The following is a 19,093-nucleotide window of genomic DNA, read 5'->3' as shown; positions in this document are numbered from 1 at the left end:
CCGGTTTCTGGTGGACTGGGTGTTCGAACCGATGAGCGTGTAAGGAGTTGTAACAGCGCGTTCATGCGGGGGAATTAAAGTAGGTACACAACCTGATGAGGAGACAGGCCATGACCTTGCAAAATAGCAGCGACGCCAAGATTGAAGTGATCCGCCAGCCGCAGCAATTGCCTTGCTCGTATATCGATGCCAAAGGCCGGGAAGTGCAGATTACCGAAGAAATGATCCAGCAAGCCTGCAGCGAACTGGAACAGCGACTGGTCAAGCCTGCCCAGCAAGGCTGAAGCGCCCACGCTCTTTCAAACCCGGCCCAGGTGGCCGGGTTTTTTATGCCCTCTGTAGGAGCGAGCTTGCTCGCGAAAGACCTGAGGGCGCCGCGTTAAATCAGAAACGCTGCGTTATCGTTGACGTTTTTCGCGAGCAAGCTAGCTCCTACAGTTATAGGTGTTCGGCACCCAGAGCAGTCACAATCTGTGACAGCACCGCCGACTCCCCGTTGATGCGCACCTTCAAGCCATCGATCTCGCGACGCTCCGGGTAGTGCTTGCGCAGCAGGTCAAAGGCCTGGCGCTGCTCCTGCACGGTGCCCACCAGGCTGCGACGCAAATCCGCGTCATCACGGCGTGGGTCGTACACACTGCGGCACAAGGTCGCCAGCGCCCAGGCCGGGTCAGTCGTAGCGTTCAGGTGCATCTCGGCTAGCCAGGGGGCCGGTAGCAAATCACTCAGCTCAATACTCGGTTCCTGGCCCAGGTGCGCGCACAGCGCCTGGTAAATCTGCGCGGTGCCACGCTGCTTGCCATCGAGGCTGTAGCCGGCGATATGGGGCGTGGCCAGCACGCACAGGTCAGCCAGGTCGACGTCCACTTCAGGCTCGCCTTCCCACACGTCCAGCACCGCTTGCAGGTCTTCGCGCGCCAGCAACACCTCGCGCAGCGCGGCGTTATCCACCACCGCGCCCCGGCTGGCGTTGATCAGCCAGGTGCCCGGCTTGAGCTGTTCCAGGCGCTGGCGATCAAACAGGTGCCAGGTAGAACCGTTACCGGACTTGATCAGCGGCGTATGCAAGCTGATCACATCACATTGCTCGATGATCTGCTGCAGGCTGACGTAATCACCGTCCTCGGTAATCTGGCGCGGCGGATCGCACACCAACACATTCCAGCCCAGGCCCTTGAGCACCTTGACCAAGCGCCCGCCGACTTCTCCGGCACCGACGATGCCGTAGGTGCGTTGCTTGAGGTCGGCGCCTTCGATTTCAGCCAGGGTCTGCAAGCTGCCAAGCACGTAGTCCACCACCCCCCGCGCATTGCAGCCGGGCGCGCTGGACCACTGGATACCCGCTTGCTTGAAGTAGTCGAGGTCCAGGTGGTCGGTGCCGATGGTGCAGGTGCCGACAAAGCGCACGTTACTGCCCTCAAGCAAGGCACGGTTGACGTTGGTCACCGAGCGCACCAGCAGTACATCGGCCTGCTCGACGGTGGCGCGGTCGATGGAACGGCCGGGCACGCGGCGAATCTCGCCAAACCCTTCGAAGAATGCATCGAGCAGGGGGATATTTTCGTCGGCAACAATCAGCATGGCAGGCTCCTTTGGCGGATTGGCAGTGTACAGGCATGGGATCTATGTTCCAGCGTAGATCGAGTGTGGGAGCGGGCTTGCTCGCGAATGCGGGGTATCAGTTAGTACATCTCTGGCTGACCCACCGCATTCGCGAGCAAGCCCGCTCCCACAGGAGTTATGGGGTGCCTGCGAGGTGCATTACAAATCAGCAACACAGGTTTTTTCCTGACCGCTGCGTCAACGCGTAGAATCCGCGGTCCTTGCGACTGCCTTTTTTTATTGGACACCTGTACGTGAACACTGCCACCGCTACCCTCTCCCGCCCCGCCCGCATCAGCCGGGAAGTGCGTGGCCTGCTGACGCTGGCCTTGCCGATCATGATTGGCCAACTGGCAACTACCGCGATGAGCTTCGTCGATGCGGTGATGGCCGGGCGCGTGAGCCCGCAGGACCTGGCGGCGGTGGGCCTGGGTAATTCGATCTGGATCCCGGTATACCTGTTGATGACCGGTACTCTGCTGGCCACCACGCCGAAAGTCGCCGAGCGTTATGGCGCGGGCAAACTCACCGAAATCGGGCCTCTAGTGCGCCAATCGTTGTGGTTGGCCGTGGTGGTCGGCCTCTGCGGCGCGCTGCTGTTGCTATGCGCCGAGCCGATCCTGCAGGCGATGAAGGTCGAGCCTGACCTGATCGAGCCGTCCATGGGCTACCTGCATGGCATCGCCGCGGGCATGCCGGCAATTGCGTTGTATTACGTGCTGCGCTGTTTCAGTGACGGGCTGGGCCGCACACGGCCGAGCATGGTCATGGGCCTGTGCGGCCTGGCGCTGAATATTCCGCTGAACTACATCTTCATCTACGGCCACCTGGGCGTACCGGCCATGGGTGGCGTGGGTTGTGGCTGGGCTACCGCGATTGCGATGTGGGTGATGATGATCGGCCTGGCCATCTGGACGCGCTGGGGCGCCGCCTATCAAAGCAGCGAATTGTTCAAGCGTTTCGACTGGCCGCAATGGACGGTGATCAAGCGCATATTGGGCATAGGCCTGCCGATTGGTGTGGCGATCTTCGCCGAGTCGAGCATTTTCGCGGTGATTGCCCTATTGCTTGGCAGCCTGGGCGCTACCGTGGTGTCCGGCCATCAGATCGCCCTGAACGTCAGCTCCCTGGTCTTCATGATCCCCTACTCCCTGAGCATGGCCGTCACCGTGCGGGTCGGCCAGGCGCTGGGGCGCGGCGAACCTCGGGAAGCACGCTTCGCCGCTGGCGTCGGCATGGGCACCGCACTGGCGTATGCCTGCTTTTCCTGCAGCTTGATGCTGCTGTTTCGCGAGCAGATTGCAGCGATCTACACTCCCGACCCGGTGGTGATCCACCTGGCGTCGATGCTGATCGTGTTCTCGGCGCTGTTCCAGTTCTCTGACTCGATCCAGGTCACCGCCGCCGGCGCATTGCGCGGCTATCAGGACACCCGGGTGACCATGGTGCTGACCTTGTTCGCCTACTGGGGCGTGGGCCTGCCGGTAGGTTACGCCCTGGGCCTGACAAACTGGCTCGGCGAGCCCAGCGGCCCGAGCGGTTTATGGCAAGGGCTGATCGTGGGCTTGAGCTGTGCAGCGGGGATGTTGGTGGTGCGCCTGGCGCGCAGTGCACGCCGACGCATTCGCGCCCTGTAGGGGCGAGCTTGCTCGCGAAAAACGTTAACGATAACGCAGCGTTTCTGATTTAACGCGACGCGCTCTGGTTTTTCGCGAGCAAGGGTTCTGGGTCAATCGGCTTTCTTGCGAATCCAGTACAGGTAGGTGCCAGCAGCTTCCTGCTGATCCACCAGTTCGTGGTCGAGAAACACGCAGAACTTGGGGATATCGCGACGAGTCGACGGGTCGGTCGCGATGACCTTGAGTAGGCCGCCCGCCGGCAAGTCGCGGATGTGCTGGTGCAGCATCATCACGGGTTCCGGGCAGTTGAGGCCGGTGGCGTCGAGGGTGCCATCAACCGGCAGTTCAAGACTCATACTTCACTCCTAAAACTGGCACCGCTCAACAATGTGGGAGCGGGCTTGCCCGCGATGACGGGGGCACATTCAACATAAATTTCGACTGTTATACCGCTTTCGCAGACAAGCCAGTTCCCACATTTAGTATCAGCGGCCTTTAGATTTCTTTATGTCTATCAGACGACGCAAGTGGCAGGTGACCTCTTCGCGGTCGTGGTAGAGCTGCTTGCAGCCGACCTCCACACGAATGCCGCGCGCCTTGAAGCCCTCTTCGATGCGCTCCAGCAGGCGCTTCACTTCGGCGTAACGCTGTTTCATCGGCAACTTCAGGTTCACCACCGCCTCGCGGCAATGCCCTTCGCCAATCCAGGTTTCCAAGAGTGCCGCGTTGCGCGCAGGTTTCTCGACGATATCGCAGACCATCCAGTCCACCGGCTGCTTGGGCACGAAGGTGAAACCGTCGGCCATCAGGTGTTGCACCAGGCCGGTGTCCATCAGGCTTTCGGCCATGGGGCCGTTGTCGATGGCGGTCACCAGCATGCCACGGTTGACCAGTTGCCAGGTCCAGCCGCCCGGTGCTGCGCCGAGGTCGACGCCGGTCATGTCGCCGTGCAGGCGTTCGTCCCACTGGTCGCGGGGGATGAAGTGGTGCCAGGCCTCTTCCAGCTTGAGGGTCGAGCGGCTGGGCGCGTCACGCGGGAACTTGAGGCGCGGGATGCCCATGGGCCACATCGCCGAGTTGTTCGACTCGGCCAGGCCCATGAACACTTCGCGGCCGCTCTTGAAGGTCAGCAGCAGGCGCGGCTTGCTCGGGTCGTCCACCAGCATGCCGGCGTTAAGCAGCGCTTTGCGCAGGTGCACTTCGAATTTCTTGCAGAAGTTGGAGAGTTCCTTGCCGTCATTGGTGTCGACCATTTCCAGCCACAGGCTGCCGCACGTCGGGAACTCGCGCAGGTGGGCGAGGATCACGCTGATGCGGTCGGTTTCCGGCAGGTCGATAAACACCCCGCGTGCCCACTGCCTTGGGAAGATCAGCTCGGCGAAGCGCTGGCCGTGCATCAGGCGCTGGGCGCCATCTTCTTCGGTGCAGACAAATTCGGCGCAGGCGCTGCCGGTCTTGGCCTTGGCGTAGCCGGAAACGTTCAGGCGCGCGGCGTGCTCCGCGATCTCGGAACAGACTTCGCCTTCAAAACCCGGGCGGCAGTGCATAAAAAGGGTGTTCATCTACTCTCCTGGTGAATCAACTGACCTTGCGCTATCGCAATGCCTGTCATGAAAACGCGCGCATGATAGCCGAGTTCGGAACCTTGGGCTCGGCGATAGAGTCCAGTTATTAGCCTGCTAATGAAAACAGCGCTAACGTGTTAGCTCTGTTCGTCCCGTCAGGTCCGTAGCCGTGCGGACCATAAGGAGTCATGTAATGTCATCCCTTGATAGCCTGAGAACCCTTAAGACACTGCAAATAGACAGCAAAACCTACCACTACTTCAGCCTGCCCGAAGCCGCCAAGAGCCTGGGTGACCTGGACAAGCTGCCGATGTCCCTCAAGGTGCTGCTGGAAAACCTGCTGCGCTGGGAAGACGCCAAGACCGTCACCGGCACCGACCTCAAGGCCATCGCCGCCTGGCTCAAAGAGCGCCAGTCGGACCGCGAGATCCAGTATCGCCCCGCCCGCGTGCTGATGCAGGACTTTACCGGCGTACCCGCCGTGGTCGACCTGGCCGCCATGCGCGCCGCCGTGGCCAAGGCCGGCGGTGACCCGCAGCGCATCAACCCGCTGTCACCGGTGGACCTGGTGATTGACCACTCGGTGATGGTCGACAAGTTCGGTACCACCAGCGCCTTTGAGCAGAACGTTGACATCGAAATGCAGCGCAACGGCGAACGCTACGCCTTCCTGCGCTGGGGCCAGAGCGCCTTCGACAACTTCAGCGTGGTACCGCCGGGCACCGGTATCTGCCACCAGGTCAACCTGGAATACCTGGGCCGCACCGTGTGGACCAAGGACGAAGACGGCCGCACTTACGCCTTCCCCGACACCCTAGTCGGCACCGACTCCCACACCACCATGATCAACGGCCTCGGCGTACTCGGCTGGGGCGTGGGCGGGATCGAAGCCGAAGCGGCGATGCTCGGCCAGCCGGTGTCGATGCTGATCCCGGAAGTCATCGGCTTCAAGCTCACCGGCAAGCTCAAGGAAGGCATCACCGCCACCGACCTGGTGCTCACCGTTACACAAATGCTGCGCAAGAAAGGCGTGGTGGGCAAGTTCGTCGAGTTCTACGGCGACGGGCTGGCCGATTTGCCCCTGGCCGACCGTGCCACGATCGCCAACATGGCCCCGGAATACGGCGCGACCTGTGGTTTTTTCCCGGTGGATGAAGTGACCCTGGACTACCTGCGCCTGTCCGGCCGCCCGGCTGAGACGGTCAAGCTGGTGGAAGCCTATACCAAGGCCCAGGGCCTGTGGCGCAACGCCGGCCAGGAGCCGGTGTTCACCGACACCCTGGCCCTGGACATGGGCAGCGTCGAAGCCAGCCTCGCCGGGCCCAAACGCCCCCAAGACCGGGTATCCCTGCCGAATGTCGGCCAAGCGTTCAGCGACTTCCTCGACCTGCAATTCAAGCCCACCAGCAAGGAAGAAGGCCGCCTGGAAAGTGAAGGCGGTGGCGGCGTGGCCGTGGGCAACGCCGATCTGGTCGGCGAGGCCGATTATGAATACGAAGGCAACACCTATCGCCTGAAAAACGGCGCGGTGGTGATCGCCGCCATCACCTCCTGCACCAACACCTCCAACCCCAGCGTAATGATGGCGGCCGGGTTGGTGGCGAAAAAGGCCGTGGAAAAGGGCCTGACCCGCAAACCTTGGGTCAAGACCTCGCTGGCCCCAGGCTCCAAGGTGGTCACCGACTATTACAAGGCCGCGGGCCTCACCCAGTACCTCGACAAGCTCGGTTTTGACCTGGTGGGCTACGGCTGCACCACCTGTATCGGTAACTCCGGGCCGTTGCCCGAGCCTATCGAAAAAGCCATCCAGAAGGCCGACCTCGCCGTGGCCTCGGTGCTGTCGGGTAACCGCAACTTCGAAGGCCGCGTGCACCCGCTGGTGAAAACCAACTGGCTGGCTTCGCCGCCCCTGGTAGTCGCCTATGCGTTGGCCGGCACCGTGCGCATCGACATCAGCAGCGAACCGCTGGGTAACGATCAGAGCGGAAACCCGGTGTACCTGAAAGATATCTGGCCCAGCAGCCAGGAAATCGCCGACGCGGTGGCCCAGGTCAGCACCAGCATGTTCCACAAGGAATACGCCGAGGTGTTCGCCGGTGACGAGCAATGGCAGGCGATTGAAGTGCCGCAGGCAGCGACCTACGTGTGGCAAAAGGACTCCACCTACATCCAGCACCCACCGTTCTTCGATGACATTGCCGGCCCGCTGCCGGTGATCGAGGACGTCAAGGGCGCCAACGTGCTGGCCCTACTGGGCGATTCGGTGACCACCGACCACATCTCCCCTGCCGGCAATATCAAGGCCGACAGCCCGGCCGGGCGCTACCTGCGCGAACAGGGCGTGGAGCCGCGTGACTTCAACTCCTACGGCTCACGCCGGGGCAACCATGAAGTGATGATGCGCGGCACCTTCGCCAATATCCGTATCCGCAATGAAATGCTCGGCGGCGAAGAAGGTGGTAACACGCTGTATATCCCCACTGGCGAGAAAATGGCGATTTACGATGCCGCCATGAAGTACCAGGCCTCGGGCACACCGCTGGTGGTGATCGCCGGCCAGGAATACGGTACCGGCTCCAGCCGCGATTGGGCGGCCAAGGGCACTAACCTGCTAGGGGTCAAGGCGGTGATCGCCGAGAGCTTCGAGCGTATCCACCGCTCCAACCTGGTAGGCATGGGCGTGTTGCCGTTGCAGTTCAAGCTGGATCAGAACCGCAAGACACTCAAGCTCACCGGCAAGGAGAAGATCGATATCCTCGGGCTGACCGATGCCGAGATCGAGCCGCGGATGAACCTGACGTTGGTGATCACTCGGGAGGATGGCAGCAGCGAGAAGGTTGAGGTGCTGTGCCGGATTGATACCTTGAATGAAGTGGAGTACTTCAAGGCCGGTGGGATTCTGCACTACGTGCTGCGCCAGTTGATCGCATCTTAAGAGCAACGCAGATCAAATGTGGGAGCTGGCTTGCCTGCGAAAGCGGTGGGTCAGTCAACCTTTTTATAGCTGATACTCCGCCATCGCAGGCAAGCCAGCCCCCACAGTTTTGATCACATTCCAGGCATAAAAAAGGCGCTGTATCTTTCGATACAGCGCCTTTTTATGGTGTGCGGTTTAGCCGAACAGCCACTTCCACAGCAGTACCAACACCACCACCGCCAGCACCGGCCGCGCAATGCGGTAGGCCTTGGGATGCTTGCGCTTCCACTGTTTGACCTGGCCGCTGAACCTGTCGCTGAAGGTCTTGCTCCAGGCGTACGCCTGGTTGATGCCGCCCACGCGCTCGTCATCGAGGTTCTGCGGCGCGGTTGCGCGGCCCAGTTGCTTGCTGACCCAGCGGTTGATGCGGGTCATCACGCGGTTGCTCAATGGCCGCTCGATGTCGCAGAACAGGATCACACGGGTTTGTTCGGTTTCGTTCTTCACCCAGTGCACATAAGTCTCGTCGAACATCACGTCTTCACCGTCGCGCCAGGCGTAGACCTGGCCGTCGACGAAGATACGGCAGTCGTCGGAGTTCGGCGTGGACAGCCCCAGGTGATAACGCAGGGACCCGGCAAACGGATCGCGGTGCGGGTTGAGGTGACTGCCGCCCGGCAACAGCGCAAACATCGCGCCCTTGACGTTAGGGATGCTGCTCACCAACGCTACGGTCTTGGGGCACAGCGCCTCGGCCGATGGCAACGGTTTGTCGTACCACTTGAGGTAGAAACGCTTCCAGCCCTTCTTGAAGAACGAACCGAAACCGGCGTCGTTGTTCTTTTCGGCGGCACGGATGTAGCCCTCGTCGAACAGGTGCATGGCCTCTTCGCGGATCACTTCCCAGTTGTCCTTGAGCACATCCAGTTCCGGGAACTTGCTGCGGTCCAGATACGGCTTGGACGGCACTGCGGAAAACAGGTACATCAGGGCGTTATACGGGGCGAACAGCGCCGAATGGTTGACGAACTGGCGCAACATCGGCAAACGGGCCTTGCCACGCAGGTGCACATACAGCGTGCTGCCGATGAACAGCAGCAACACCGACAGTTTGGCGGCCAAAGAAAAGGTCATGCAGCAACTCCTGGAAATAAGCGCCTGGCCAGCAAATTTCCGTCAATGGGAAACCAGACGTAACAGCCGGCCATGATAAACACTTGAGCCATTATGCAGAAGGCCCAGGAAAACAGACTGACCTGTATCAACACCCCTGCCCTCCTGTAGGAGCGAGCTTGTTCGCGAAGAACGTCAATAATAACGCGGGCTTACTGGTTCAACGTGGCGCCCTCAGGTTTTTCGCGAGCGAGCTCGCTCCTACAGTAGATTCAGGCCTGGTTTTCCTGTTCAGTAAACAAATCGCTGAACAACATGCTCGACAGGTAGCGCTCACCGGAGTCCGGCAAGATCACCACGATAGTCTTGCCCTGCATTTCCGGCTTCTCGGCCAGGCGCACGGCCACGGCCATGGCGGCGCCACAGGAGATGCCGCACAAGATGCCTTCTTCCAGCATCAAGCGCCGGGCCATGGCCTTGGACTCCTCGTCGGTCGCCAGCTCCACGCGGTCGACTATCGACAGGTCGAGGTTTTTCGGCACGAAACCGGCGCCGATGCCCTGGATCTTGTGTGGGCTGGGCTTAATCTCTTCACCCGCCAAGGTCTGGGTGATCACCGGGGAAACCATCGGCTCCACGGCCACCGACAGAATCGGCTTGCCCGCGGTGTTCTTGATATAGCGTGATACCCCGGTGATCGTGCCGCCGGTCCCCACGCCTGCCACCAGCACGTCCACGGCGCCATCGGTGTCGTTCCAGATTTCCGGGCCGGTGGTTTTCTCGTGGATCGCAGGGTTTGCCGGGTTGTCGAACTGGGCCGGCATAAAGTAGGTGGCCGGGTCGCTGGCGACGATCTCGGCGGCCTTGTCGATGGCGCCCTTCATGCCCTTGGCCGGTTCGGTCAGTACCAGTTCGGCGCCGAGGGCCTTGAGCACTTTACGGCGTTCAAGGCTCATGGACGACGGCATGGTCAGCAGCAATTTGTAGCCACGGGCAGCGGCAACAAAGGCCAGGCCGATACCGGTGTTGCCCGAAGTCGGCTCGACAATGGTCATGCCCGGCTTGAGCTTGCCGCTGCTTTCCGCATCCCAGACCATGCTGGCGCCAATGCGACACTTGACCGAATAACTCGGGTTGCGCCCTTCGATCTTGGCCAGAATCGTCACGCCACGCGGTGCGATGCGGTTGATCTGGACCAGAGGCGTGTTGCCGATGGAGTGCGCGTTGTCTGCGAAGATACGGCTCATGAGCGATCCTGTTGGCGACTTTGAAGAAGGCCCCAAGGGTATGCCTCGTGTGGCGAGGCGTCCAGACGGTGGAACGTTGCGCTCATCAGAACAGTCAATCTCCTACAAGCAAGGAGAACTGCCCCATGAAACGTCGTTACAGTTGGCCGTTAGGGACAATCGCCGCTCTGATGCTGGTCCTGATTGCCTTGAACATCGCGCTGCCCTATCTGGTGCGCAACTACCTGAACGAGAAACTCGCCAACATGGGCGATTACCGAGGCGAAATCGCCGATGTGGACCTGGCCCTGTGGCGCGGCGCCTACCGGATCAACGGCCTGCAAATCGTCAAGGTGGACGGCAAGGTCCCGGTACCGTTCGTCAAGGCGCCGCTGATCGAGTTCGCGGTGAGCTGGCATTCGCTGTGGTACGACCATGCCGTCGTGGCCGAGGGGCATTTTGTGCGCCCGCAGATCAACTTCGTCGATGGCGGTGCCAACAAGCAGGCGTCCCAGACCGGTAAAGGCACCGACTGGCAGGAACAACTGCGCAAGCTGCTGCCGATTACCCTTAATGAAGTGCGCATCGAAGACGGCGAGATCGCCTTCCATAACTTCAGCTCCAAGCCCCAGGTGAATATCAACGCCACCGGGGTCAACGCCAGCTTCTATAACCTGACCAATGTGGTGGATGTCAAAGGCAAACGTGACGCACGCTTTGAAGGCAAGGCACTGCTGCAAGGCCAGGCGCCCCTGGAAGCCAACGCCACCTTTGACCCGCTGAGCGATTTCGAAGAATTCGAATTCCGCTTCCGCGCCCGCGAGCTGCAACTCAAGCGCATGAATGACTTCGCCTCCGCCTATGGCAAGTTCGACTTCAAGGCTGGCACGGGCGATGTGGTGATCGAAGCCCAGGCTGAAAATGGCCGGCTCACCGGCTATATCAAGCCGCTGCTGCGCGATGTAGAGGTGTTTGACTGGCAGCAAGACGTTGAAAACAAGGACAAGAATATCTTCCGCTCAATCTGGGAAGCCGTGGTGGGCGCCAGCGAAACCGTGCTGAAAAACCAGCGTAAAAACCAGTTCGCCACCCGTGTAGAGCTGAGCGGTAGCGTGCATCAGCAAAATGTCAGTGCGTTTTCTGCGGTGATCGCGATTCTGCGCAATGGGTTTATCCAGGCGTTCAATGCCAGGTATGAACAACCCAAACCCAGCGCTGATTAACCGTCATCGCCTTGTGTAGGAGCGAGCTTGCTCGCGAAAAACGTCAACGATAACGCGTGCATGTTGAAGGAAGGTGGCGCCTGGGAGTTTTTCGCGAGCAAGCTCGCTCCTACAGATCGGCATTAGGGCTGATGTGACCCGCCATTCAGAGACTGAATGCCCCGTCTGCGTTCACAGTCGCCGGGGCTGCGCGGTATAGTCAGGCCATTGATGAATTCGAGGAATGACCGATGAAGTTCGAAGGCACCCAGGCCTATGTGGCTACCGATGACCTGAAACTGGCCGTCAACGCCGCCATCACCCTGGAGCGGCCGCTGCTGGTCAAGGGCGAACCGGGCACCGGCAAGACCATGCTTGCCGAGCAACTGGCCGAATCCTTCGGTGCCAGGTTGATCACCTGGCACATCAAGTCCACCACCAAGGCACACCAGGGCCTGTACGAGTACGACGCGGTCAGCCGCCTGCGTGACTCACAACTGGGCGTGGACAAGGTGCACGATGTGCGCAACTACCTGAAGAAGGGCAAGCTGTGGGAAGCCTTCGAGTCCGAAGAGCGGGTGATCCTGCTGATCGATGAAATCGACAAGGCCGACATCGAGTTCCCCAACGACCTGCTGCAAGAACTCGACAAGATGGAGTTCTACGTCTACGAAATCGACGAGACCATCAAGGCCAAGAAGCGCCCGATCATCATCATTACCTCCAACAACGAAAAAGAGCTGCCGGATGCGTTCCTGCGTCGCTGCTTCTTCCACTACATCGCCTTCCCCGACCGTACCACCCTGCAAAAGATCGTGGATGTGCACTACCCGGACATCAAGAAAGACCTGGTCAGCGAAGCGCTGGACGTGTTCTTCGATGTGCGCAAGGTGCCGGGCCTGAAGAAAAAACCTTCCACCTCCGAGCTGGTCGACTGGCTCAAGCTGTTGATGGCCGACAATATTGGCGAAGCGGTGCTGCGCGAGCGCGACCCGACCAAGGCCATCCCTCCCCTGGCCGGCGCCCTGGTGAAGAACGAGCAAGACGTGCAGTTGCTGGAGCGTCTGGCGTTCATGAGCCGTCGCGGTAATCGCTGATGCTGCTCAACCTGTTCAATGAGATGCGTGCCGCCAAGGTGCCGGTGTCGGTGCGCGAGCTGCTCGACCTGATCAACGCGCTCAAACAGCGCGTGACCTTCGCCGACATGGACGAGTTCTACTACTTGGCCCGGGCGATCCTGGTCAAGGACGAGCGGCATTTCGACAAGTTCGACCGGGCCTTCGGCGCCTATTTCAACGGCCTGGAAAAGCTCGACGACCACCTGCAGGCACTGATCCCCGAAGAATGGCTGCGCAAGGAGTTCGAACGTTCCTTGAGCGATGAAGAACGCGCGCAGATCCAGTCCCTCGGTGGCCTCGACAAGCTGATCGAGGAATTCAAGAAACGCCTGGAAGAACAGAAAGAACGCCACGCCGGTGGCAACAAGTGGATCGGCACCGGCGGCACCAGCCCGTTTGGTTCCGGCGGCTACAACCCCGAAGGCATTCGCGTCGGTGACGCCGGCAAGCGCCAGGGCAAGGCAGTGAAAGTCTGGGACCAGCGCGAGTACAAGAACCTCGACGACCAGGTGGAACTGGGCACGCGCAACATCAAGATCGCCCTGCGCCGCCTGCGCAAGTTTGCGCGCCAGGGCGCGGCCGAAGAGCTGGACATCGACGGCACCATTGACCACACCGCCCGCGATGCCGGCTTGCTGAATATCCAGATGCGCCCCGAACGCCGCAACACCATCAAGCTGTTGCTGCTGTTCGACATCGGCGGCTCGATGGACGCCCACGTGAAGATCTGCGAAGAGCTGTTCTCGGCGTGCAAGACCGAGTTCAAGCACCTGGAGTACTTCTACTTCCATAACTTTGTGTACGAGTCGGTGTGGAAGAACAACCAGCGTCGCACTTCGGAGCGCACGTCCACCCAGGACCTGCTGCACAAGTACGGCGCCGACTACAAAGTGATCTTCATCGGCGATGCGGCCATGGCGCCCTATGAAATCACTCAGGCCGGTGGCAGCGTCGAGCATTGGAACGAGGAGCCGGGGTATGTGTGGATGCAACGCTTCATGGCCAAGTACAAGAAGCTGATATGGATTAACCCCTACCCGAAAGATACCTGGGGCTATACGGCCTCGACGGGGATTGTGCGGGAGCTGGTGGAGGATCAGATGTACCCGCTGACGCTGCGCGGGTTGGAAGAAGGTATGCGTTTTCTTTCCAAATAACACCACCGCCTTACTGTAGGAGCGAGCTTGCTCGCGAAAAACCTGAGACCGCCGCGTACATCTGGATGCCCGCGTTATCGTTGACGTTTTTCGCGAGCAAGCTCGCTCCTACAAGGGTTGGCTAAAACGCTGCAAAAACTTGATGTGCTGCCGATGCGCCGCCTCCTGCACCACCGGTGCCAACCGCACCTTCTCTCCCGGCAAACACTGCGCCAGCCGCGCCAAGGATAAAGGCGTCAACGCGCCCAACCGCGGATAACCACCGATCGTCTGCCGGTCATTGAGCAACACAATCGGCTGCCCATCCGGTGGCACCTGGATCGCGCCCAATGGAATCCCTTCGGAAATCAACGACGGCCCCTGGTATTGCAACGGCGTACCGAGCAAACGCATGCCCATGCGGTCTGCACGGCTGTCCAGAGCCCATTCGGTGTTGAAAGCATCGAACAGGCTCTGCCCGCTGAACTGGCCTATCTGCGCGCCGATGATCACGTCCAATGAGGCACCGGACTGCAACTCCGGCTTGGCCAGCACCTTCATTGCACCGCCCGTACCGGAATACGCCAACCGCCCGCCCTCGGCCAAGGCCTTGCCGAAACCGTCCGCCCCACCCAACGCTTCGCGCACGACCGTGGCACAACTGCCCAGTACAGCCTGCGCATCAAAGCCACCGGGCGCGGCCAGATAAGCGCGTGCCCCGTCGAACGGTTGGGTGAAGCGCAGGCGTTGGCCCTTTTGCAGAATAAAACTGCGACCCGGGCTTATCGCACGCTCATCGACATAGGCGCCCAGGTCCGCACCGGCCAGGGCCAGCAGGCAATAGTCCTCGGCCTGCACGGTAAGGCCGCCGAGGGTGATTTCCACCACCGGGGCATCCAGGGCATTGTCCAACAGCCAGTTGGCCCAGGACATTGACACCCAATCCAGCGCGCCGCCCTGGGTCACGCCCAGATGGCGCACGCCAAATCGCCCGGCGTCCTGCAACAGGCACAGCGGCGTGCTGGCCTCGATGATCAAACGGCTCATGCCTGCGCCTCCAAGGGCGTATCGTCGCCACCCAGGTTGACGAATTGCGCGTGGCTGACCGCTTCGAAACGCACCGTGTCGCCGGGCTGCATCAGGCTGTAGCCGTCGCGTTCACGGTCGAACAGTTTGGCCGGGGTGCGGCCGATCAGGTTCCAGCCGCCCGGGGACACCACCGGGTACGCGGCGGTTTGCCGTTCGGCGATGCCGACACTGCCAGCGGCCACGCGTTTGCGCGGCGTGCTGAGGCGCGGGGTGGCGAGCACTTCGTCCACCAGCCCCATAAAGGCAAACCCTGGGGCAAAGCCGAGGGCAAACACCTGATATTCGTGGGCGCTGTGGCGGCGGATCACCTCCTCCACGGCCAGCCCGCTACGCTGGGACAGCAAGGTCAGTTCCGGGCCGACACTCAGGTCGTACCACACTGGCAGCACATGGCACTGGCCGCTGCCCTGGGCCTGGGGTTGCAGATCGGTGAGGGCCTGGTCGATCAGCTCCCGGGCCTGGGCCGGGGTCAGCGCCGTGAGATCGTAATGCACCATCAAGGTGGTGTAGGACGGCACCAGGTCCACCAATGCCGGGCCAAAACCGTTGCGCAGGTGCTCGGTAGCCGCCAGCATCCAGGGCATGTTGGCTTCGGCGATCACGTCAAACAGGCGCACCATCAGGCAGTCGATCGCCACCACTTCAATCCGTGGGTTCATGCTGCTTTCAACGCTTCACGGATACGCTGCACGGCGGCGACCGAACTGGCGTTGTCGCCATGCACACACAGGGTATTGGCCTGTAGCACCAATGGGCTGCCGTCGCTGGCAATCAGCGATTCGCCACGGGAAAGGGTCAGGGCCTGATGCACGATGGTGTCGGCGTCGTGATGCACCGCGCCGGGCAACTGGCGAGACACCAGATGGCCGTTACTGTCATAGGCACGGTCGGCGAAGGCTTCGAACCACAGGGTCACCCCGTATTCGTCGCCCAAGGCTTGGGCCGCGCGGTTGTCGCGGGTGGCCAGCAGCATCAGCGGCAGGTCGCCGTAAGCGGCCACGGCCTGGATCACCGCACGCAATTGCGCGGGGTTAGCCATCATGTCGTTGTACATCGCGCCGTGGGGTTTCACATAGCTGACGCGACCGCCCTGGGCCCGGCAGATGCCGTCCAGCGCGCCGATTTGATAGTGCAACAGGTCCTGGATTTCCTGCGGCGTGTAATTCATGGAGCGCCGGCCAAAGCCTTGCAGGTCCTGGTAGGCCGGGTGAGCGCCCACTTGCACGCCGTGCTTGAACGCCAGGCTGACGGTCTTGCGCATGATGCTCGGGTCGCCGGCATGGAAACCGCAAGCCACGTTGGCGCAATCAATGAACGGCATGACCTCGGCGTCCAGACCCATGGTCCAGTTGCCAAAGCTTTCGCCGATGTCGCAGTTCAATAGCAGGCGGCTCACGGTGGTCGCTCCTGTAGGCTTTGTTTTCTTGTAGTGTGGGATTTTTTACGCAGAACTCGCAACTTGTCCTGACACCCCGACGACGCTTATCGTGGAATAGCACGATTTTTGGCGTTTGCCCGGTGCGACGTCCAACTAATAAAAACCGATCCATGCATAAGAAAAAGTTGATCCCATGAATTTGAAGTTCCTCGAAACCTTCGTCTGGGTGGCCAAGCTCAAGAGCTTTCGGTTGACGGCCGAGAAGCTGTTCACCACCCAAGCCTCGATCTCCAGCCGCATCGCCGTGCTCGAAAGCGAGTTGGGGGTGAAGCTGTTCCTGCGTGATTCGCGTGGCGTGAGCCTGACCCCGGAAGGCTTGAAAGTGCTCGACTATGCCGAGCAGATGATGGTGACCATGCAGGGCTTGAAGCAGTCCCTGGAGACCACCAGCAGCAAGGTCGGGCGCATTCGGATCGGCGCAATGGACACGGTGATCCACACCTGGCTCAGCCCGCTGGTGGCTGAACTGATGAAGCTGTACCCGCTGGTAGAGATCGAGCTGATCGCCGATACCGCGCTGAACCTCAGCGATCAGCTACAAAAAGGGTTCCTCGACCTGATCCTGCAAACCGACCTGCTGCGCCTGGAAACCGTGCGCAGCCTGGAGTTGGCCAGCCACCCCATGGCCTGGATCGTGGCCAGCCAGTCGATCTACAACCGCGACTACGCCTCCCTCGCCGAACTGGCCCAGGAACGCATCATCACTTACTCGAAAAACTCTCACCCGCATCAGGACGTGTTGAGTTTGATGCAGGCCAATGGCGTGGCCGCACCGCGCATGAACTGCGTGAATTCGGTGTCGGCGATTACCCGATTGCTGCGCGATGGCTTCGGTATTGGCGCACTGCCGCCGGTGCTGGTCAGCGAAGAGCTGGAGCGAGGGGAATTGGTGATGCTGCCCATGGCCCAGCGCCTGCCGAACTTGCAGGTGGTGGTGTCGTGGCGCGTAGGGGTGGAGTTGGTGGAGGAGATTGTGGGGTTGTGCCAGAAGGTGGTGGCGCGCTATGCCGAGGAGGTCGGTGCAGAACGCATGCAACTGAATAAACCCGACTGATCGTTCCCACGCTCTGCGTGGGAATGCAGCACAGGGCGCTCTGCGCCCTCACGCACGACGCGGAGCGTCAGAAAAAGCATTCCCACGCGGAGCGTGGGAACGATCGGTGGGTCGTTAGAGGCCCTTGAGGTCCCGCTCTTCGATGGGCCGGCTCTGGCGCAGGCGCCGGCCGCCCAATACCACCCAATCGATCAAGCGATACAGGCATTCAATGCCGAATGACAACAGCATCGCCCCGCCCAGGCCCCAGCCCATGGCTTCGGGCGTCAGCAAGATCTGGTAGCTGTAGCCATTCCAGGTCTCCAGACGGATATCCGGGTCGGCAGCCACCGCCACTTGCAGGGCACGGATGTACCACGGGCCTTGCATGGCCTGGTATTGCTTGTCCAACTCGAGTTGGCGATCGAGCATAGCGCCCAGGCTGCTGGCGTCACTCTGGAACACCGGGTCATCGCTGGCACGGTAATGCGCCACCAAGGCTTGCATATCACCGTTGAAGAACTGCTGCGCCGTGGACTCGAAACCGCGCAAGCCGGTCTGGGCCTCGATCAAGTGGGCTTCGACGCGCTTGGCGTAGTCATTGATAAACCCCGGCACCTGCACGCCGACCAACAAGCCAACGGCAAACAGCACCAACCGCAGATAGCTAAGCAACATGCTCGATTCCTTACTCGGTAACGCCCTGGCTGACACATTCACCGCGTCGCCACAGGCTCCATTGGCCCGGTTCGTAGCGGGTCCAGTTTTCGTTGTCGGTCAACGGCTCGGTGGCGATCACCGTTACCACATCATTGGGGGTGGTTTCGGCCTGAAAATCGACGATCACGTCGACATCTTTCAACCGCGCCGGGCCAAAAGGCGCCCGCCGGGTGATCTGTGCCAGCTTGGTCGAGCAATAGCAGAACAGCCAGTCGCCGTCGCTGAGCAGGCAGTTGAACACGCCTTTGCTGCGGTATTCGGCGCAGGCGGCGATCAGGTCGGGCAGCACCTGTTCGATGTCCACCGGCTCGGGGAAGGCTTCGCGCACGCGGTTGAGCAAGTCGCAGAACGCCGCTTCGCTGTCGGTATCGCCCACCGGGCGGTAGAAGGTGGCGCGGGGATCGAAGTCTGCCAGTTGGCCGTTGTGGGCAAAGCACCAGTTACGCCCCCACAGCTCGCGCACGAACGGATGGGTATTGGCCAGGCTGACCTTGCCCACATTGGCCTGGCGAATATGGCCGATCACCACTTCGCTCTTGATGGGGTAACGCTGCACCAGCAACGCGACTTCCGACTCGCTGCTGGCGGCCGGGTCCTGGAACAAGCGCAGGCCACGACCCTCATAGAAGGCAATGCCCCAACCGTCGCGGTGCGGGCCAGTGCGCCCACCGCGCTGCATTAGCCCGGTAAAGCTGAACACGATATCGGTGGGGACGTTGGCACTCATGCCCAATAATTCACACATGCCAGGGCTCTCGATGCAGGGCAAACAACGTTAAAGGCGCGGTTCGACCCGCATACCACCGGCAGGCGCCGGGCGACGGAACGGTTCGTCGTCTTCCGGCTCGGCGGCCAGGGCGGCATCCGCAGCAGCCTTGCGCTCACGGCGAGCGTTGGCAGCGCGCTCGATGGGCCAGCGGATCAGCACAAACACGATGTACAGGGCAAACACGATCATCGTGTACATGAACAGGTCGGAAATGGCGCGCCAGGCGTTGTTGCCGACCTTGAGCACCAGGTCCAGGGCGGTAATGGCCACGGCCGGCGCAAACTGGGTCTTGACCGGGTCGACGATGGTCGGGCTGAGCAGCAACACCGCCATCAGCAATTGCAGGGGCTCGCGCAGCCAGCGCCAGGTCCAGCGGGTCATGCGCCACCACACCAACAGGCAGCCCAAAGCGGCGAAGGCGTAAAGGCCCCAAGCGGTCAGATAGTCGTTCTCGGTCATGGTGTCCATGGCAAGGTTGGCAAACAGGCGGCTATGATAACGGCTTTTGCGTGTCGCGGCTGCAATGCCTGCCACCGTCTGCCAGAT

18 protein-coding genes are annotated in these 19,093 nt (G+C 61.1%); 7 read left to right on the top strand and 11 right to left on the bottom strand.

The window, feature by feature from the left end:
* Positions 1 to 110: 110 nt before the first annotated feature.
* Entirely contained in the window at positions 111 to 284 is a 174-nt protein-coding gene (locus ODQ19_RS06060) for a PA1571 family protein (RefSeq protein WP_014717504.1), read from the top strand.
* Positions 285 to 438: 154 nt separating this feature from the next.
* On the opposite strand, the gene pdxB is transcribed toward ODQ19_RS06060, so the two are convergent.
* Complete coding sequence (gene pdxB, locus ODQ19_RS06055; RefSeq protein WP_116665117.1) at positions 439 to 1,581, bottom strand: 4-phosphoerythronate dehydrogenase PdxB; 1,143 nt, start codon at positions 1,579 to 1,581, stop codon at positions 439 to 441.
* A 275-nt stretch (positions 1,582 to 1,856) separates the two neighbouring features.
* On the opposite strand from pdxB, the gene ODQ19_RS06050 reads away from it, so the two are divergent.
* Complete coding sequence (locus tag ODQ19_RS06050) at positions 1,857 to 3,239, top strand: MATE family efflux transporter (RefSeq protein ID WP_116665118.1); 1,383 nt, start codon at positions 1,857 to 1,859, stop codon at positions 3,237 to 3,239.
* A 92-nt stretch (positions 3,240 to 3,331) separates the two neighbouring features.
* On the opposite strand, the gene tusA is transcribed toward ODQ19_RS06050, so the two are convergent.
* Both tusA and rlmM read right to left on the bottom strand, forming a co-directional pair.
* Positions 3,332 to 3,577 carry a sulfurtransferase TusA gene (tusA, locus tag ODQ19_RS06045; RefSeq protein WP_116665119.1) on the bottom strand — a complete coding sequence of 82 codons (246 nt, stop codon included), beginning with the start codon at positions 3,575 to 3,577 and terminating at the stop codon, positions 3,332 to 3,334.
* 129 nt (positions 3,578 to 3,706) lie between these two features.
* Positions 3,707 to 4,783, bottom strand: a complete 1,077-nt coding sequence (rlmM, locus tag ODQ19_RS06040) for a 23S rRNA (cytidine(2498)-2'-O)-methyltransferase RlmM (RefSeq protein WP_330209567.1) — start codon at positions 4,781 to 4,783, stop codon at positions 3,707 to 3,709.
* A gap of 196 nt (positions 4,784 to 4,979) precedes the next feature.
* Between rlmM and acnA the strand changes: the two genes are divergently transcribed.
* Positions 4,980 to 7,721, top strand: coding sequence for an aconitate hydratase AcnA (acnA, locus tag ODQ19_RS06035; RefSeq protein WP_330209566.1), 2,742 nt, complete (start codon positions 4,980 to 4,982; stop codon positions 7,719 to 7,721).
* Between the two features lie 177 nt (positions 7,722 to 7,898).
* Here the strand turns inward: acnA and ODQ19_RS06030 are convergent, their stop codons facing one another.
* Positions 7,899 to 8,837 carry an aspartyl/asparaginyl beta-hydroxylase domain-containing protein gene (locus ODQ19_RS06030; protein WP_330209565.1) on the bottom strand — a complete coding sequence of 313 codons (939 nt, stop codon included), beginning with the start codon at positions 8,835 to 8,837 and terminating at the stop codon, positions 7,899 to 7,901.
* Positions 8,838 to 9,088: 251 nt separating this feature from the next.
* Positions 9,089 to 10,063: a cysteine synthase A gene (gene cysK / locus ODQ19_RS06020; protein ID WP_330209564.1), complete on the bottom strand. Its 975-nt coding sequence runs from the start codon at positions 10,061 to 10,063 to the stop codon at positions 9,089 to 9,091.
* A 125-nt stretch (positions 10,064 to 10,188) separates the two neighbouring features.
* On the opposite strand from cysK, the gene ODQ19_RS06015 reads away from it, so the two are divergent.
* The 3 genes from ODQ19_RS06015 to ODQ19_RS06005 all read left to right on the top strand — a co-directional run bounded on the left by ODQ19_RS06015 (position 10,189) and on the right by ODQ19_RS06005 (position 13,519).
* Positions 10,189 to 11,265 (top strand): DUF748 domain-containing protein, encoded by a 1,077-nt coding sequence (locus ODQ19_RS06015; protein WP_116665124.1) that lies wholly within the window; start codon positions 10,189 to 10,191, stop codon positions 11,263 to 11,265.
* Positions 11,266 to 11,495: 230 nt separating this feature from the next.
* Positions 11,496 to 12,341, top strand: coding sequence for an AAA family ATPase (locus ODQ19_RS06010; protein ID WP_003189627.1), 846 nt, complete (start codon positions 11,496 to 11,498; stop codon positions 12,339 to 12,341).
* A complete protein-coding gene (locus tag ODQ19_RS06005; RefSeq protein WP_003189625.1) occupies positions 12,341 to 13,519 on the top strand; it encodes a vWA domain-containing protein in 1,179 nt (392 codons plus the stop codon). Before ODQ19_RS06010 ends, ODQ19_RS06005 begins: the two co-directional genes overlap by 1 nt.
* Positions 13,520 to 13,627: 108 nt before the next feature.
* Here ODQ19_RS06005 and ODQ19_RS06000 read toward each other — a convergent pair whose 3' ends face one another.
* Genes ODQ19_RS06000 through ODQ19_RS05990 form a run of 3 tightly spaced genes read right to left on the bottom strand, consistent with a single transcriptional unit; the run spans position 13,628 to position 15,983 of the window.
* Positions 13,628 to 14,545, bottom strand: coding sequence for a biotin-dependent carboxyltransferase family protein (locus ODQ19_RS06000; protein ID WP_330209563.1), 918 nt, complete (start codon positions 14,543 to 14,545; stop codon positions 13,628 to 13,630).
* Positions 14,542 to 15,246 (bottom strand): 5-oxoprolinase subunit PxpB, encoded by a 705-nt coding sequence (pxpB, locus tag ODQ19_RS05995; protein WP_330209562.1) that lies wholly within the window; start codon positions 15,244 to 15,246, stop codon positions 14,542 to 14,544. The genes ODQ19_RS06000 and pxpB overlap by 4 nt, the downstream gene beginning before the upstream one ends.
* A complete protein-coding gene (locus ODQ19_RS05990; protein WP_330209561.1) occupies positions 15,243 to 15,983 on the bottom strand; it encodes a 5-oxoprolinase subunit PxpA in 741 nt (246 codons plus the stop codon). The genes pxpB and ODQ19_RS05990 overlap by 4 nt, the downstream gene beginning before the upstream one ends.
* A 175-nt stretch (positions 15,984 to 16,158) precedes the next feature.
* Between ODQ19_RS05990 and ODQ19_RS05985 the strand changes: the two genes are divergently transcribed.
* Positions 16,159 to 17,079, top strand: coding sequence for a LysR family transcriptional regulator (locus tag ODQ19_RS05985; protein ID WP_044272889.1), 921 nt, complete (start codon positions 16,159 to 16,161; stop codon positions 17,077 to 17,079).
* A gap of 114 nt (positions 17,080 to 17,193) precedes the next feature.
* Here ODQ19_RS05985 and ODQ19_RS05980 read toward each other — a convergent pair whose 3' ends face one another.
* Genes ODQ19_RS05980 through ODQ19_RS05970 form a run of 3 tightly spaced genes read right to left on the bottom strand, consistent with a single transcriptional unit; the run spans position 17,194 to position 19,081 of the window.
* Positions 17,194 to 17,736 (bottom strand): DUF2937 family protein, encoded by a 543-nt coding sequence (locus ODQ19_RS05980; protein WP_034134972.1) that lies wholly within the window; start codon positions 17,734 to 17,736, stop codon positions 17,194 to 17,196.
* A 10-nt stretch (positions 17,737 to 17,746) separates the two neighbouring features.
* On the bottom strand, positions 17,747 to 18,523 hold the full coding sequence (locus tag ODQ19_RS05975; RefSeq protein WP_282399060.1) for a class II glutamine amidotransferase: 777 nt from the start codon (positions 18,521 to 18,523) through the stop codon (positions 17,747 to 17,749).
* Between the two features lie 30 nt (positions 18,524 to 18,553).
* Entirely contained in the window at positions 18,554 to 19,081 is a 528-nt protein-coding gene (locus ODQ19_RS05970; protein WP_116665129.1) for an MFS transporter, read from the bottom strand.
* Positions 19,082 to 19,093: the final 12 nt, after the last annotated feature.

It is taken from the genome of Pseudomonas sp. AM4(2022), from assembly GCF_036346515.1.
In the GTDB taxonomy this organism is placed as follows: Bacteria; Pseudomonadota; Gammaproteobacteria; order Pseudomonadales; family Pseudomonadaceae; genus Aquipseudomonas; species Aquipseudomonas paracarnis.
The sequence above is the reverse complement of the archived record's forward strand: the minus strand, read 5'-3'. Positions and strand labels throughout refer to the sequence as shown.